General features: G+C 68.1%; 11 protein-coding genes and 1 tRNA gene. 6 read left to right on the top strand and 6 right to left on the bottom strand.

What is annotated here, in order from left to right; genetic code table 11:
• Nucleotide 1: 1 nt before the first annotated feature.
• Nucleotides 2-1,765, bottom strand: a complete 1,764-nt coding sequence (locus tag ACH01S_RS44070) for an RNA polymerase sigma factor (RefSeq protein WP_148344120.1) — start codon at nucleotides 1,763-1,765, stop codon at nucleotides 2-4.
• A gap of 266 nt (nucleotides 1,766-2,031) precedes the next feature.
• Between ACH01S_RS44070 and ACH01S_RS42885 the strand changes: the two genes are divergently transcribed.
• The gene (locus tag ACH01S_RS42885; RefSeq protein WP_083981502.1) at nucleotides 2,032-2,847 is read left to right on the top strand and encodes a helix-turn-helix domain-containing protein; all 816 of its coding nucleotides are present in this window, start codon (nucleotides 2,032-2,034) and stop codon (nucleotides 2,845-2,847) included.
• Nucleotides 2,844-5,252, top strand: a complete 2,409-nt coding sequence (locus tag ACH01S_RS35200; RefSeq protein WP_067902353.1) for a VIT domain-containing protein — start codon at nucleotides 2,844-2,846, stop codon at nucleotides 5,250-5,252. Before ACH01S_RS42885 ends, ACH01S_RS35200 begins: the two co-directional genes overlap by 4 nt.
• Nucleotides 5,253-5,366: 114 nt before the next feature.
• Here the strand turns inward: ACH01S_RS35200 and ACH01S_RS35195 are convergent, their stop codons facing one another.
• Complete coding sequence (locus ACH01S_RS35195) at nucleotides 5,367-6,845, bottom strand: MFS transporter (protein ID WP_370671596.1); 1,479 nt, start codon at nucleotides 6,843-6,845, stop codon at nucleotides 5,367-5,369.
• A gap of 75 nt (nucleotides 6,846-6,920) precedes the next feature.
• Here ACH01S_RS35195 and ACH01S_RS35190 point away from each other — a divergent pair, with 75 nt between their 5' ends.
• On the top strand, nucleotides 6,921-7,319 hold the full coding sequence (locus ACH01S_RS35190; RefSeq protein ID WP_067902476.1) for a MarR family winged helix-turn-helix transcriptional regulator: 399 nt from the start codon (nucleotides 6,921-6,923) through the stop codon (nucleotides 7,317-7,319).
• A 1,282-nt stretch (nucleotides 7,320-8,601) separates the two neighbouring features.
• The gene (locus ACH01S_RS35185) at nucleotides 8,602-9,150 is read left to right on the top strand and encodes a GNAT family N-acetyltransferase (RefSeq protein WP_067902349.1); all 549 of its coding nucleotides are present in this window, start codon (nucleotides 8,602-8,604) and stop codon (nucleotides 9,148-9,150) included.
• Nucleotides 9,151-9,457: 307 nt separating this feature from the next.
• Here the strand turns inward: ACH01S_RS35185 and ACH01S_RS35180 are convergent, their stop codons facing one another.
• The 4 genes from ACH01S_RS35180 to ACH01S_RS35160 form a co-directional block, all read right to left on the bottom strand.
• Complete coding sequence (locus tag ACH01S_RS35180; protein WP_067902347.1) at nucleotides 9,458-10,120, bottom strand: BAR domain-containing protein; 663 nt, start codon at nucleotides 10,118-10,120, stop codon at nucleotides 9,458-9,460.
• Between the two features lie 593 nt (nucleotides 10,121-10,713).
• A tRNA-Thr gene (locus ACH01S_RS35170) sits at nucleotides 10,714-10,789 on the bottom strand.
• Between the two features lie 64 nt (nucleotides 10,790-10,853).
• Nucleotides 10,854-12,362: an alpha/beta hydrolase gene (locus ACH01S_RS35165; protein WP_246236464.1), complete on the bottom strand. Its 1,509-nt coding sequence runs from the start codon at nucleotides 12,360-12,362 to the stop codon at nucleotides 10,854-10,856.
• 67 nt (nucleotides 12,363-12,429) lie between these two features.
• Nucleotides 12,430-13,104 (bottom strand): TetR/AcrR family transcriptional regulator, encoded by a 675-nt coding sequence (locus ACH01S_RS35160; RefSeq protein WP_246236465.1) that lies wholly within the window; start codon nucleotides 13,102-13,104, stop codon nucleotides 12,430-12,432.
• 127 nt (nucleotides 13,105-13,231) lie between these two features.
• Between ACH01S_RS35160 and ACH01S_RS35155 the strand changes: the two genes are divergently transcribed.
• A complete protein-coding gene (locus tag ACH01S_RS35155; RefSeq protein ID WP_067902337.1) occupies nucleotides 13,232-14,734 on the top strand; it encodes an MDR family MFS transporter in 1,503 nt (500 codons plus the stop codon).
• A 202-nt stretch (nucleotides 14,735-14,936) separates the two neighbouring features.
• A complete protein-coding gene (locus ACH01S_RS35150) occupies nucleotides 14,937-15,689 on the top strand; it encodes a DUF427 domain-containing protein (protein WP_067902335.1) in 753 nt (250 codons plus the stop codon).
• Nucleotides 15,690-15,944 lie beyond the last annotated feature (255 nt).

Genomic DNA, 15,944 nt, shown 5'->3' with positions numbered 1-15,944 from the left:
GTCAGGGGCTGGGCGTTGGCCCCGAACTGGGAGAAGCGGGCAGCGACCCGGTAGACGGGGACGGACCAGGATTGCCGCTAGACGGTGCTGGCTCAGGAGACGGACGTCCAGAAGATGACGGCGTCCTGGACGGTGCAGGCGTTTTACTCGGATGCTTGGTACCCGGCGGTGTCGTCGGGTTCCCCGGCCCAGTGACCGTCGGCTTCGGTGAGGGCGTGGGTTCCGACCCTGGCGAACCGGGTCGCCAGGTGACGTTCACCCGGCTGTCGCCAGGCCGAAACGCGATGGTGCCGGTCCCACGAGACTTCGATCGTCGTTCGACGTACACGCGCACTGTCATGCTCTGTCCCGTCCCAAGGCTTCCCGACGATGGATATACGCGGATGGGTCCGCGGCTCGTCGCATGCCATGCCACCGGTCCGCGGTACGCCTGGAGTTCTATCGAGCCTGTCGTACGTCCCGCCAAGTCCAGGAAAAGCGGCGAAACCACGAGTTGCCCCTCAGCGGTGGAACCGGATGGTCCGGCTACAAGGACCGGTTCTTTCGAAGGTGGCTGCAATATGGTCGGCGGTGCGGCCGGGGCCTCCGCCCCCAACGGGAATGTCGCGGACACGGGCGCGGCGTCGATATCGGCCGGATGCTCCCCGGGCCCCTGCCCGGAACCAGGCTGCGCGGAGGGACCAGAGGCGCCGCTAAGACGCGGCTCGACGACGGTGTCCGAGCCCTGTCGCCTTGAGTCGAGGAACCCGTGCATGGACGCGAACCCACCACCGAACAGGAGCGCCACCACAGCCAGCACCAGAGCGACACGCGTTGCCTGGGCTCGAAGCCCGACAGCCCTGGGAACTTCCTCTAGCGCCTTGGCCGCCGCTGCCGGATCGGAATTCGCCCTACGCAAACGGGGAAGCCAGACCCGCCGCGTGGGACGCGGGGCCTGCGGTGGTTCAGCGGTCTCATCGGATTGGACGGGGAACCCATCTGAAGTGAACTCGGTGACCCTCGTGGAGACGAAGAGCCTGTAGCCGACGAGTTCAGGGTCCTGGAAGCAGCCCGTCACCCGGCGCCGCAATTCTGGCGGGAGCTCGACGTCGGGCAGCAACCCATACACCTTGGTGGCCGACACAGAGCGTGGACGCAACGCCCTACAGACGGCACAACTTTCGGTGTGCTCCGACAGCCGCCCGTTCAGTTCATGGATGAATTCACCACGCCGCTCCCGGAGCATCTGGGCCCGCTCGGCGCAACCGTAAGGACCGTGGTGCGCGAGTATCTCGGCGGTCAGCGCACTTTCCAGTTCGCTGTGCGCGAGGTCGAGCGCTGTTTGAGCTTCCTTGAGCGGCACTCCGAAAACCGCTGCCAGGTCTGGAACGGACAACTGGTGCCTTACGCGCAACTCCAGAATCTCCCTGGAGGACGGGCTCAAGGTCAGCACCGCCTGCCACGCCATGATGCGCTGGTCGACGTCGTCCTGATCGTGGCTTGCGACCGACACGTCCGGTGCCTGGTCCCAGCACGACGGCCTGCGCTTGCACTCCAACCTTGCGATTGAGTAGAGCCATGGCCCGAAGCGATCGGGATCCCGCAACTCGCCGATATGCGCCTCGGCCACGATGAACGCATCGCGCAACGCCGCCTGGGCCGCGTCCCTGGAACGCAACTGGAACCAGCAGTACGCGTAGAGCCGATCGGCGTGCGCGTCGTACACAGCGGCAGGGGCGCCGGGCTCATGCTCAAGCAGCGCCTCTACCAGGTCGTGGTCGTTCATGCCACCGAAGGTAAAGGTTGCGAGCGTTGTCCAGTGGCCAATCCGAGACATCAATCTCAGGTGTCGGGAGCCATTCTCCTACTTCGCCGATACTTATCCAGGTAATCACCGAAGAGGCGTTCATTGGGATTTGACGCATATCTACTAGATGGATCGTTTAGGGAGGATCGATTCCATCATCGGAGGAAGGAGCCGTTCGGCGGCCCTCGATTCGATCATGGAACTCGAAGTTGACACTGTCATCGTGACAGTGTCATCATTGCCGCATGGACGTCGTCTGGACGATCACCGAGCTGGCGGAGAGCGCCGCCGCGGCCCTCGCCGCGGACGGGTCCGCCCAGGTCAGCGGTCGGGTGCGCGATCTGCCCAACGAGCGGCTGATCCGCTGGTACACCACGATCGGGCTCGTCGACCCACCGCTCGGCCGCCGCGGACGCACCGCCCTGTACGGCCCCCGCCACCTTCTGCAGCTCGTCGCGGTGAAACGCCGCCAGGCCGCCGGCCGCTCGATCGCCGAGATCCAACTCGAACTCGCCGCCGCCACCGACGCGACCCTCGAACGCATCGCCGGTCTCACCTCCCCCGAAGGCCGACCCGACGCGCTCCCGCCCGGTCCAGCGCTACCGGGCGGACAACGACCGCGCACACCTCACTCCGACACCCCACCGGCCCCTCGATCCGACAACGGCGAACCGGCAGCCGACGACACCGCGGGCACTCCGCCGACCGATTCGCGCTCGCCAGAGGCCCCCGCCCCGGCGCAGCCCACGACCGGACCGGTGAGCGGAGCGTCCCGGACCGGCTTCTGGAAGAACCGTCCCGACCTGGCCTACGAACGGGTCATCGCGGCCGACGATCTCGACAGGCCGCATCCCCCGGTCGTCCAGGGTGTCCGGCTCGCGTCCGGCCTCACCCTCCTGCTGGACGTCCCCTCACTGAGCGGCGGCGACCTCGCCGCCATCGAGCACGCCGCTCGCCCGCTGCTCGACGAGCTCCGCCGCCGAGGCCTCCTCACCGAGGAGGAGAGCCCCGCCCCAAGCCCCGCGTTCATGCCCGTCGATCCCACCCGGAGGTCCACGTGACCGTGCGCATACTGCCGCTGCCCGACACCGCGTCGCCGGAGCCCGATCGCGGCCTGGGCGCGCTCACCACCGACAAAGGCAACCTGCCGCTCGACTCCGTCGACGTACACGCCTCCATCACCGGACTGGCCGCCGGAATCGAAGTCGTCCAGGGGTTCCACAACCCGTTCGACATGCCGCTGGAGGCCACCTTCGTCTTCCCGCTGCCCGACCGCGCCGCCGTGACCGCGCTGCGCATGGAGGCCGCCGACCGTGTCATCGAGGGGACGCTCAAGGAGCGCGGCCAGGCCCGGCAGGACTACGACGCCGCCATCGCAGCGGGTCAGCGCGCGGCGATCGCGGAAGAGGACCGCCCGGACGTCTTCACCATGCGGGTGGGCAACATCCTGCCGGGCGAACGCGTGACGATCAGGCTGACGCTCGACCAGCCGCTGCCGCACGAGTCGGCCTCAAGCGCGACCTTCCGTTTCCCGTTGGTCGTCGCGCCTCGCTACATCCCCGGCGCGCCGCTGGACGGAGAACGCGCCGGTTCCGGCGTCGCCGACGACACCGATGCCGTGCCCGACGCCTCCCGGATCAGCCCGCCCGTTCTGCTGCCAGGCTTCCCCAACCCGGTAAGGCTGGCCGTCACTGTCGACATCGACCCCGCGGGGCTGCCCCTGACGCAGATCCGCTCCGCGCTGCACGTCGTGGCCGAGGAGCAGGTCGGCGGGCGGACCACCGTGCGGCTACGCCCGGGCGAACGCCTCGACCGCGACTTCATCCTCCGCCTCGACTTCGCCCCGCATGAGAGCGCGGCGCTCTCCCTGACGCCGGACGAGTCCGGCGAAGAAGGAACGTTCAGCCTGACCGTGCTGCCCTCCGGGGAGGCCCGGCCGAACCCCCGTGACGTGGTGCTCGTGCTCGACCGGTCCGGCAGCATGCACGGCTGGAAGATGATCGCCGCCCGCCGCGCCGCCGCCCGCATCGTCGACACGCTCCGCACCGAGGACCGGTTCGCCGTCCTGTCCTTCGACAACACCATCGAGAGGCCCCGCGATCTCGGGACAGGGCTGGCCGACGGCACCGACCGCAACCGGTTCCGCGCGGTCGAGCACCTCGCGGCGGTGAGCGCGCGGGGCGGCACCGAGATGCTCGCCCCACTCGACGAGGCATGCCGCCTGCTCGCCGACCCGGCGCGCGACCGCGTGCTCGTCCTCATCACCGATGGGCAGGTCGGCAACGAAGACCAACTCCTCGCCCGTCTGGAACCGCACCTGCACGGCGTGCGGGTCCATACCGTCGGGATCGACCGGGCGGTCAACGCGGGCTTCCTGAACCGGCTCGCCACCATCGGCCGCGGACACTCCGAACTGGTCGAATCCGAAGACCGCCTCGACGAGGCGATGGAGCACATCCACCATCGCATCGCCGCGCCGCTGGCGACCGGCCTGTCACTGCACGCCGACGGGCTGGAGATCGTCCCCGGCTCTGTGGCTCCCGCCCGCATCGGTGCGCTCTTCCCCGGCGTGCCGCTCGTGATCGCGGGACGTTTCCGGGGACCCGCGTCCGGCTCGCTGTCAGTCCGTGGCACCGCGTCAGACGGGACGGCTTGGGAGCAGCACGTCACCGGAGTCGTCGCCGACGGCTCGGCCGCCACGTCCATCTGGGCTCGTGCGCATCTGCGCGACCTGGAGGACCGCTACACCACCGGCGGTCCCGATGACCTGGAACGCCGCATCGTCGAGACGTCTCTCAGGTTCGGCGTGCTGTGCCGCTTCACCGCCTTCGTAGCGGTGGACAGCCGTGTGGTCGCCGAGGGCGGAACCCCGCACCAGGTCGTCCAACCGGTGGAGACGCCGAGCGGCTGGGCGGCGCCAGCACCCTCCGCCGCGCCGAGGATGACGTACGCCGCATTCTCCGCCGCCCCGGAGACCGCCATGCCGCCGAGCGCGGCACCGCCGCCCGCCATGCCCGCGGCACCCGCCGGCCCGCCCCCGACCGGATACGGCATCGCCCCGGATACTGCCCCGCCCGGCCGAGGCTCCGCCCGTCCGCTCGCCGAACAGGCCACCGGGTCGCCCCCGCTGCGCCGCACTCGCCGTCGAGTGCCTGCCGAAAAGGGCCTCCAGCAGGAGCTGGCGGACGTGCTCGACCGCCTCCGCCAGGTTCCGGACGCCCATGACCAACGCGTCCGCCACCTGCTGGACGAACTCCTCCCCATCCTGGAGTCGATCGTCCAACGAATGGAGGCGGAACAGCTCGACACCGGAGCCCTCGCCGACCTACGGGACGAACTGCGCCGTCTGACGACCGCGTCCGATCAGCCCACCGTCGACGCCCAGTGGGCCCGGGCATTCCAGATCCTGAGCGACGTCGCCCAGCAACCGAGGTCCCGCCGCCCCTTCTGGAAACGCGGCCCGTAATCGGTCGAAGTCGCGGCAGCTTCAAGACCCATCAGTTGGAGGCCATCGGTGGAGCCACAGCGAAAAGAAGTGCGGGGACGCACTGCGAACAGTGCGTCCCCGCTGGGACGAGGGTCAGGCGTGCTTCGGACGGTAGTGGCGCAGCAGCGGCACCAGGTTCAGGACAAGGCCGACAACGGCGACGGCACTGACCAAGTTGACGCCCGGGTGGAACTCGCCGAAGCCGTCACCACCGGCGGCCGTCCCACCCGCGACCAGGGCCGTGACCAGCGCCAGCACCAGGGCGGCGCCGACCTGGCCCGACGTCTGGACGAGCCCGGACGCGAGCCCCTGCTCGGAGTCGTCGATCCCGTCGGTCGCCTGCCCCATGATCGAGCTGAACCCGAACGCGAACCCGCCGCCCAGCAGCAGCATCGTCGGCAGGATCGTGAACACGTAGTGCGGCGTGTTCCCAGCGGTGGCCAGGAACCAGCCGTAGCCGAGGGTCAGCGACGTCATGGAGCTGATGATCAGCGGGGCCGTGCCGTACCGGTCGATCAGGCGGCCGACGAACGGGGAGCCGAAGGCCACGAGAAGTCCGGCCGGGAGCAGGCCCATGGCCATCTTCAGCGGCGACCAGTGGAGCACGTCCTGCAGGTAGAGCGTCATCATGAACTGGAAGCTCAGGTACGAGCCGAACAGCGCGACGATGCTCAGGTTCGCGCGGACGATCGAGCCCGCCCGCAGGATGCCGAGCCGGATCAGCGGGTGCCGCACCTTGTTCTCGGTGACGAGGAACGCGGCCAGCAGCACGGCCGCGAGCAAGGCCGAGCCGACTGTGATCGGGTCGAGCCAGCCCCGGTCGGGGGCCGAGACGACCGTATAGACGGCGAGCAGCATGCCGCCGGTGAGTGTGATCGCACCGACGAGGTCATGGCCGCCGTCGGCCGCGGGCTTGTCCCGGGGGATCAGCGCGATGCCCGCGACCAGGGCCATGACCGCGAGAGGCACGGGCGTCAGGAACGTCCAACGCCAGCCGAAGCTGGTCAGCAGCCCGCCGAGGATCAGTCCGGACGAGTAGCCGCTCGCCCCGAAGACCGAGAAGACGGACAACGCGCGGTTGCGCGCGGGTCCCTCATGGAAGGTGGTGGTCAGGATGGAGAGCGCGGTCGGCGCGGTGAACGCGGCGGCGAGCCCCTTGACGAAACGGGTGGCGATCAGCAACGTGCCATCGTTCACGAGCCCGCCGACGAGTGACGCGACGGCGAACACGGCCAACGCGGCGAGGAAGACCCTGCGGCGGCCGAGCAGGTCCGCGGTCCGGCCGCCGAGCAGCAGCAGGCCCCCGTAGCCGAGGACGTAGCCGTTGACGATCCACTGCAGCGACGTCGTGGAGAGACCAAGCTCGGTGCCGATCGACGGAAGCGCGACGCCCACCATCGAGACGTCGAGTCCGTCGAGGAACAACACGGCGCAAAGGACGGCGAGGACCCCCCACAGCCGGGGAGTCCAGGTCTGTTCGGCCGACGCGCTGTCGGCGGCCGGCGCACGGACGGCGGAGGCAGGTGAGGTGTCAGTCATAGTCACGTCGGAGGACAGTACATGCACATGCATCAAATGTCTACGCACTAAATGTTCTGGAATCTAATTCAGGTGCATCTAATGCGCATGCATGGTAGGATCCGCCGCATGAAGGCGGAGGCTGCACTGATCGGCCGGTGGCGCGAGCTGGCGACCTGCTACAACACGGTCGCGTGCGCTCTCGACCGCGCCCTCCAGGAGGCCCATGGCCTCAGCATGAGCGAGTACGAGACGCTCGACCGCCTCGTCGACCGCGACTGTGAGAAGCGCCGCATGCAGGAGATCGCCGCGGCCATGTACCTGAGCCAGAGCGCCCTCTCCCGCACGGTCGCCCGCCTGGAGAAACACGGCTACGTCCAGCGCGGCCTCTGCGAGAACGACCGCCGCGGAGTCATCGTCGAGATCACCGAAGCCGGCCGCCGCTGTCACGCCGAGGCCCGCGACACCCACCTGAAGATCCTCGCCGAGCACCTCACACCGAGCCCGTCAACGCTGGCGCACACATAATCCCGCAGGCCTCTCGAGCCGGACCGCCCGCCGACCCCGGCCACCACCCCACCCGCAGCGCGACGCCAACCAGGCACGGCACTACGCCCGCCGGGCACAACGCCTGCCGGGCACGGCACGTGCCAGCTGAGCACGGCGCCAACACGCGAAACTACGCCCGCCCGCACGCCACACGGTGCCCTGCTCAGCATGGCGCCGACAGGCGCGAAACCACGCCCGCCCGGCACGGCGCCTGCCTGACACGCCACAGCCCAGCTGAGCACGGCGCCAGCAGGCGCGAAACCACGCCCGCCGGGTACGGAGCCTGCCGGGCACAGCACTACGCCGCCGCCGGGCACGCCGTCAGCCGGGCGCGCCCACGGCCCCAGCTGAGCACAGCGGCCAACACGCGAAACCACACCGCCGGGCACGCCACGGTGCCCAGCTCAGCAGGGCACCGGCAGGCGCGGAACCACGCCTGCCCGGCACGACGTCCGCCTGACACGCCACGGCCCCAGCTGAGCACGGCGCGAGCAGGCGCGGAACCACGCCCGCCAGCCATGGCACGGTGCCTAGCTCAGCAGGGCACCAACCAGGTGGGGAACCGTGCCCGCCAGGCACGACGCCCGCCGGGCACGGCGCCGTGCCAGCTGAGGGCGGCGCCAGCCGGGGCGCGGCGATCTGCTCGCGCGGCCGGGGACACACGCGCTGCGGACGACAGGCCAATCCGTAGCCGACAGGTCCACTCTGACTTGCTGGCGTCGGTCCGGTTTGACCTCGCCCGACCGGACCCAGGTGGACGCCATGACGTAGCGTCCAGGCTCTCTGACTCGTGAGCCAGGGGCTGCACGCGCCGAGCTCGGAGCTGAACAACTTGGCAGTTCAGGTTCCGGCGGCTCCGGCCAGTGCGGGACGCGGTCATTCACGGGCGGCCAGCAAGCACATTGGATGTACGCGGCCTGTGTCACATACCGGGCTGGCGTCTGAACTGAGGAGCGTGGTCCGGCGTACCGCACCGTGTGTGGCGCTCCGGGCCAGATGCCGTCGGCGTGGTGAGGTTGCGCGACGTTTCGGGCACGCAGCAGCGCGTGATCTGATTTCGTGAGTTGCGTCATCGGGTCTTTGTGTGGTTCATGGACGGATGCCGTTGCGGCGAAGGCGGACGCTCCGGGCCAGCCGCCAGGCGCGACCCCGCGGCGCGTTCGGCACAGCAAGGGACATGGTGCAACCTGCCCCGAAGCCGCGTCGCCAACGGCCGGTCCGAGACAGACCCCCGGCCAAGGGAGCCAGAGCGGAGGCGTTTGTGGGTTCTCGCGTGTTGCTCCGCCGTTTGCGGGCGGCGGACGAGGAGGAGTTCGTCCATCTCGCCAAGCGGAGCGCGAAACTACACGGGAGATGGGTCAGGACGCCCACCGATTCGGAGGGCTTCCGCGATTATCTGGGACGGTTCGCGGATCCGGCCGCAGGCGAAGCACTGTTGATCAAGCGGCGTGACACCGGAGCGATCGCCGGTCACGTCACACTCACGGGCATCGTCCGAGGGCCGTACGAACGCGCGGTACTCGGTTTCGCGGCGTTCGCCCCGAGTGCCGGACAGGGCTTCATGACGGAGGGGGTCGGGCTGACCGTCCGCTACGCATTCGACCAGTTGGGGCTGCACCGTGTCGAGGCGGACATCCAGCCGGGCAACGAGCCGTCCCGGCGACTCGTCCAACGGCTCGGCTTCCGGCGGGAGGGCTTCTCCCCGGACTTCATCAACATCGGCGGAATCTGGCGCGACTACGAACGCTGGGCGATAACCGCGGACATGACCGCGGACCTCCCTCACTGCACCTCAAGAATTTTCCCTTAACCTCTCGTCCGATACCGGCATCCGCACCGCAAGGTCTTGCGGCTAGCCGGTCACAGGGGACGACGGAGTCCGCCGAGGTGTGCGTCAACTCAGGGGCAGCCGTCCAGGGGGCGGCCCGGCGCCTCCGGCTGTTAGCAACCGCGTTAGCTCTAGCATGCCCGCCTGCGGCACGACCCAGCACACTTTATTCACACGGGCGGCGCGCCAGTTATGACTGACAGATTCGTGTGAATGACTGCTTCAGTATTGAGGCTGGGGAGTGGAATGCCCCCCGCTTCGGCCACGTTCAGGCGCCCCGTGACGAGTTTCAGCGGGTAGTCCTATCGTCGACGAAGCGAAGGATTCGGTCGCAGAACTGGTCCACAGGCTCCGGGATGGTGTTGAAATCGAGGCCGTAGGCCGGTCTGCCGTCCTCGCGGACCCTCTTCCTCCCCAGGCATTCGGTCAAAGAAGTGACGGCCACCCGCTCGATCGTCAGCGACTTTGCTTCCGTCAAAGCAGTCTGCGCGTCTTTGTATGGCGAGTAACGCACGTCGCGTAGGCACAGGCGATCCCCATGGATGCCGTCTGCTCCCGTGCTGGCATGAAACAGGCGATTCCCGTCTTCTGTCACCATGAGGAAGCCGTGTTCGACCGACTCTCGGGTGTTGTCGAACTGGAGGTTATGCGTTGTGCGTTCGCTGAAGTCCAGCAGCGGCAGCCCATGGCCCCTCGGCTCGTACTGGTAACGGTAATCCTTCACCCTGCGTGACATAAACCCAGTAACGGCCTTCTGCCAAGCTACGTAGAGTTGCGACGGAGAAACGCGCGCCTGCTGGTACCGGGTGACAGCCCACCGCGCCGTCTCTTGGACCTTGTCCCACTCCGCCGACATCACGGCTCGGGCGGCAGCCTGTTCCCTCTGCTGCCTCTCCGATTCTGCGGCTTCCTGGCGTCGCAGGTGACGCAACCGTTCCTCGAAGTCCGACACACACTTACGCTAAGCCCACGGCTGTGCGGGAGCGGCGTCCATGACCGCAGACGGCCACGGGCCCTTGGCTCGGCGTAGGGATCGCCACGGAGGGTTCCGCATTCCACCGCAACGCCACCACCATCGCCATGAGCGAATACCGTCCAACAGGGTCGAGCGGGCTGAGCGGACGGTGAGCGCATCGAGGGGCGCCCAAGAGCGGACGGTCCCGAGTCGGAGCATCGATGACGAGACCGCGACCGTTCTCCCGGAGCACAGCAAGGCTCAAGCGACCGATGAACTTCCCATCGGCGAGAAATGGCGCGGCACGAATGCCCGCCCCACCGAAGCACCCCCTACCGCCAAGGGGCAGGACCTCCGCCACGTCCACGCGACCATGCTGCTCCTGGCAGGCGTCCCCGTCCACGTCCTGGACGCTCGGCTCGGGCACGCTGCCCCGACCACACGCTCCGCATCCACGCGCGCGTGACCCGGTCGGCCGAAGGCTCGCGGCGGACGTGTTCGCGCAGGTCATGAACGAAGCGGCGTAGGCGCCGCCGTTAGCAAGCCTGTTAGCAAGAAAGCCCCTTCCGAGATCGGAAGGGGCCTTGAAGTGGAGCCGCCTGTCGGAATCGAACCGACGACCTATTCATTACGAGTGAATCGCTCTGCCGACTGAGCTAAGGCGGCGCGCCGTGCGGACACGGCTGAGGGAAGTCTACCGGGTCCGCGGGGGTGAGTGCGCACCGGTTGTTCAGCGGCAGGTGGTGCCGTCCTTGGGAGGGTCGGCGTCCAGGAGGTACTTGTTAGTGGCCTCGGTGATGCACCGGTTGCCCTGCAGGTAGGCGGTGTGGCCGTCGCCGTCGAAGGTGAGGAGGACGCCGCTGGACAGCTGGCCGGCCAGGTTCTGAGCCCACTTGTACGGGGTGGCGGGGTCGCGGATGGTTCCGATGACAACGATGGGAGCGGCGCCCTTGGCGGCGATGGGCTTCGGCTCCTGTTTGGTCTGGACGGGCCAGTAGACGCACGGTAGGCCGCCCCAGACGACGAAGGAGCCGAATCGGGGAGCTACCTTCTGGGCTTCGGCGGCCGACTTGCCGTAGGTGGTGACGTCCGGCGGGTTGGGCTTGTCGACGCAGTTGATGGCCATGTTGGCGTCGGTCTGATTGCTGTAGCTGCCATCGGACTTGCGTTCGACCATCTCGTCCGCGAGGGCCAGGAGCATGGTGCCGTCGGACTCCTGGGTGGCCTTGGTGAGGGCCTGGCGTAGGACGGGCCAGTACTCCTTGACGTAGAGGGCCCTCGCGATACCCATGACGGCGAGGGACTCGGTGACCTTTCGGGAGTCCTTGGTGTTCTTGAGGGGGGTCTTGTCCGCCTTGGTGAGCAAGGAGGAGACCGTGGCCAGGACGGCGTCGACGGTGCCACCGAACCGGCAGAAGCCCGTCTTGACGCAGTCCTGGGCGAAAGCGCGGAGGGCGGTCTCGAAGCCCTTGGCCTGTTCGACCAGCATCTCGGTTGAGGAGAGTGTGGGGTCGACCGCTCCGTCCAGGACGAGGGCGCGGACGTTCTTAGGGAACTGTTCGGCGTAGTACGCCCCGAGGTAGGTGCCGTAGGAGGCGCCGTAATAGGTGAGCTTGGTGTCGCCCAGGGCGGCACGTATGACGTCCATGTCGCGGGCGGCGTTGACCGTGCCCACGTGAGGGAGCTCGGCAGCCGCCCGTGCCTTGCAGTTGTCGGCGAACTCCTTGCCTTCGCCTGCGAGCGCCTTCGTCTCGTTGCGGTTGTCCGGGGACACGTCGGTGGCGAAGAACCTGTCGAGCTGGGGTCCGGTGTTGCAGCGGACGGGATCGCTTGCGGCGACACCACGCGGGTCGAAGCCGACGATGTCGAAACGGCGGCGGAGGTCGTTCCCGAAGGCTGGCGCCGCCTCGCGGACGAAGCCGACGCCGGTACCACCGGGGCCGCCGGGGTTGGTGAGCAGCGAGCCGATCCGGTTGGCCTTGTCCTCGGCCGGGAGCCTGATGACGGAGAGGCCGACCTTCTCGCCAGTGGGTTTGGCGTAGTCCAGGGGGACTTGGACGGTGGCGCACTCGAAACCGTTACCGCAGCTCTTCCAGGACGGCTTCTGTGCGTAAAAGGACCCGAGTCCCGCGGGGACGCTCGCTGGGGTCGCGGTCTCGTTCGCTTCGCCGTCGTTGCATCCGGTCGCAGTCGCCAGAGCGAGCATGGTCGCCACACCGATGAACTTGGCTGCTCGCACCTGAACCCCGTCTCGTCGTAGCGGAACGTGCACTGCCGCCTACGCTAAGTCGGCATGGCGGCAGAGACTACTTCCTTCCGTACTTGTGTTCAATGCCGTCGAGCAGCCAGTTGAGGCCCTGCTCGAAGTCGTCCTGGATGACGATGCCCGCATCGAAGAGCGGCTTGAGGTGGGGGAACTCGCCGGTCTCCATGAGGAGGCGGACGTACTCCTGCTCCAGCAGGCTGGTCTGCGCGCGTTGCAGGCCATTCGTTCCGGCGTCACGGGCGTGCTGTTCCCTGAGGGTGTATCCCAACATGTAGTAGTCGACGGTGGTGATGATGGCCAGCATGCTCTCCGGGTCGTCGGCGAGCCGGGAGGCGGCCGCGAGGGACTGCTCGGCGTGGCGCAGACCGTTCGGCCCAACGCGGGGGCTAAGGCGGCTCAACTCGAACATCCACGGATGCTTGAGGCCGACCTCGCGTTCCCTGCGCGTTATCTGAAGCATCGCCTCGCGCCAGTCGTCCGGCAGCTCGTCCTCGATGAGCACCTCTGCCGCGACCTGGTCGTACATGAGGTCGAGAATGTCCTGCTTGGCCGCGATGTGGGTGTAAAGGCTCATCGCGCGGACGCCCAGTTCGCTCGCGATGCGGCGGATCGACACGGCCTCCAGGCCCTCCGCGTCGGCGACGCTGATCGCGGTTTCGACGATCGCCTCGCGCGTCAGCTTCGGGCGACGACCGCCGCGCGGACGCGACCACACCTCGCCTGACCTCGAAACATTCGACACATCAGAGATCGTAACCGATACGCCGTATCGATACGGTGTACGGATCGCGCGATACGGTGTACGGTGAAACCGATACGCCGTACGGACGAGAGGCGGCCGGATGACGACCACCCGAGACGAAGCCCCGGCGACCAAGGAGAGCATCGACCCTCACCTGCGCAATCTCGCGATCGTCGTGCTCCTCGGCGCGATCATGACCGTCCTCGACAGCACGATCGTGAACGTCGCGGTGACGGCGCTGGGCAAGGACTTCGACACGTCGCTGTCGACCATCCAGTGGGTGGTGACCGGCTACACGCTCGCGCTGTCGATGGCGATCCCGATGACCGGGTGGTCGGTGCAGCGGTTCGGCACCCGGACGATGTGGCTGTTCTCGCTCGGCCTGTTCATCACCGGGTCCCTGCTGTGCGGGCTCGCGTGGTCATTGCCCTCGCTGGTCGCGTTCCGCGTGCTGCAGGGCCTCGGCGGCGGGATGCTGATGCCCGTCGGGCAGATGATGCTCGTCCGGGAGGCCGGCCCGGGCCGGATGGGACGGGTGATGAGCATCGTCTCGGTGCCCGCGATGCTCGCGCCGGTGTTGGGGCCGCTGCTCGGCGGCGTGATCGTCGACAACCTGAGCTGGCGTTGGATGTTCTTCGTCAACATCCCGTTCTGCGCGGTCGCGCTGTTCGCCGCCGTGCGGATGCTGCCGGGCGACACCGAACGCAGCAAGGAGGCCCGGCTGGACGTCCTCGGACTCCTCCTGCTCTCCCCTGGCCTGGCGGCCCTGGTGTACGGGCTGTCCGAGGCGGGGAACGGGGCGAGCCTGAGCGGGCCGCGCTTCCTCTGCAGCGTCATCGGCGGCGGCGTCCTGGTGATCGCGTTCGTCGCGCACGCGTTGCGCAGCGGCGACCGCGCGCTCATCGAACTGCGCCGCGTGAGCACCCGCGCCTTCACCGGCGCCACGAGCGGGTTCTTCCTCTACAGCGGGGCGATGTACGGCGTGATGATCCTCATCCCGCTGTTCGCTGGGATCGTCCGCGGTGAGTCCGCCCTTGACGCGGGCTGGCTGCTGGCCCCGCTGGGGCTCGGCGCGATGATCACGATGTCGGTGTCGGGACGGCTGGCCGACAAGTTCGGCGGACGCCGGTTCGTGGTCGGCGGCATTCTGCTCGTCCTCATCGGCACCATGGGGCTCACCACGCTCGACCCCGACACCGGAAACAACCTGATCATGGCGTCCATGCTCGTCGTCGGGCTCGGCCACGGCATGATCACTCCCTGCCTGATGGCCCTGACCTATCAGGGGCTGCCACGGGAGGCCGTGCCCGCCGCGACGACGGGGGCGAACATCCTGGTGCGGGTGGGCAGTTCGTTCGGCACCGCGGCGGCGGCGATCATCCTGCAGATCGCCATCCGCGGCGAGATCCCGGGCGCGTCCGGGAATCTGGCCGAGGCCGCCGCCCAGAACACCGCCGAGACGCCGACGCTCCTGACCAACGCCTTCACCGAGACGTTCTGGTGGGTGGCGGGCGTCCTTGTCCTCTCGCTCCTTCCGATCTTCGCCATCCCGCGCAGGCCGAAGGAGGTTCCGGCGAAGGAGGTTCCGGCTACGTCTTCCTGATCTGACACTGGCCAACGCAGCGATGAAGGAGTTGAGATGCCGCTGAACCCAGCACACCGGCGACTTGCCGACGCGCGTGGGCCCTGATCATTGCGAATTGGCGGAAGAGGCTCTGACGGACTGGAGTTTGCTGAGTGTCGACGGTCCAAGCCGCACGAGGGCGAAGTTGAAATAGGGCGAACGCCGGAACGGTTGCCGTGGCATGAGCACATCGCAGAAGACCAGCGTTCGGATCGAGAAGAGCGGCAAGCGCGTCCGGGCTTATCTCGGTGGTCACCTGGTGGCCGACACCGCTGGGCCGGTTCTTGTCTGGGAGATCCCCTACTACCCGGCCTACTACATCCCCGTCGAGGATGTGCGGGCCGAGCTCGTCGAGGACGGGCCGGGCAAGCATTCACCGAGCCGAGGGGACGCTACGGCCTACACGGTGAAAGTGGACGGCTTGGAGAAGCCGGGGGCCGCGCTTCGATACACCGACTCGCCTATCGAGGAGCTCCGCGGGCTCGTCCGCCTGGAGTGGGATGCGATGGACGCCTGGTTCGAGGAGGACGAGGAGGTCTTCGTCCACCCGCGTAACCCCTACACGCGAGTGGATGTGTTGGCGGCGTCGCGGAACGTCCGGGTTGAGGTTGACGGGGTGACGGTCGCGGAATCGTCCAGCCCGCGGCTGCTGTTCGAGACGGGACTGCCGGTGCGCTACTACCTGCCGAAGACGCATGTCCGGATGGATCTGCTCGAACACACCGACACGGTGACGCGCTGCCCCTACAAGGGCACCGCCGAGTACTGGTCGGTGCGCGCCGACGGCAAGCTCCACGAGGATCTGGCGTGGTCGTACCCGACTCCGCTGGACGAGAGCCGCAAGGTCGCCGGGCTGGTCTGCTTCTACAGCGAGAAGGTGGACATCTTCGTCGACGGAGTCTTGCAGCCGCGTCCAAGCAGCGTGTTCGCTTGAGCCGCGCTCGCCGTGAGTCTGCTAGCTCAGTTGCGGTTCCGTTTGCGTTCTGACCTTGGATGAGTGGAAACCGGACGGGGGCGGGGCTGACCTGGCACGTCGCGCAGGGAACGGGGCCAGGCCGGGTACGCCGAGCTCTGAGACCCAAGCCCCGGTCGATTGCGTTGCACACTTCCTCACACCTCCCCACCTCTCGTCCCCGCCTCTCATCGCCGCTTCTCGTCCCCGCCCCTCGTCCCTGCTTCTCGTCGCCGC

The organism is Actinomadura chibensis NBRC 106107, from assembly GCF_001552135.1.
Lineage (GTDB): Bacteria > Actinomycetota > Actinomycetes > Streptosporangiales > Streptosporangiaceae > Spirillospora > Spirillospora chibensis.
This window is presented reverse-complemented; position numbering and strand designations above follow the sequence as displayed.

What these genes read in the sequence shown, in the direction of transcription:
- ACH01S_RS44070 (WP_148344120.1), bottom strand. Translation starts at nt 1,765, where the DNA reads ATGAACGACCACGACCTGGTAGAGGCGCTGCTTGAGCATGAGCCCGGC.
- ACH01S_RS42885 (WP_083981502.1), top strand. Translation starts at nt 2,032, where the DNA reads ATGGACGTCGTCTGGACGATCACCGAGCTGGCGGAGAGCGCCGCCGCG.
- ACH01S_RS35195 (WP_370671596.1), bottom strand. Translation starts at nt 6,845, where the DNA reads ATGCATGTGCATGTACTGTCCTCCGACGTGACTATGACTGACACCTCA.
- ACH01S_RS35190 (WP_067902476.1), top strand. Translation starts at nt 6,921, where the DNA reads ATGAAGGCGGAGGCTGCACTGATCGGCCGGTGGCGCGAGCTGGCGACC.
- ACH01S_RS35155 (WP_067902337.1), top strand. Translation starts at nt 13,232, where the DNA reads ATGACGACCACCCGAGACGAAGCCCCGGCGACCAAGGAGAGCATCGAC.
- ACH01S_RS35150 (WP_067902335.1), top strand. Translation starts at nt 14,937, where the DNA reads ATGAGCACATCGCAGAAGACCAGCGTTCGGATCGAGAAGAGCGGCAAG.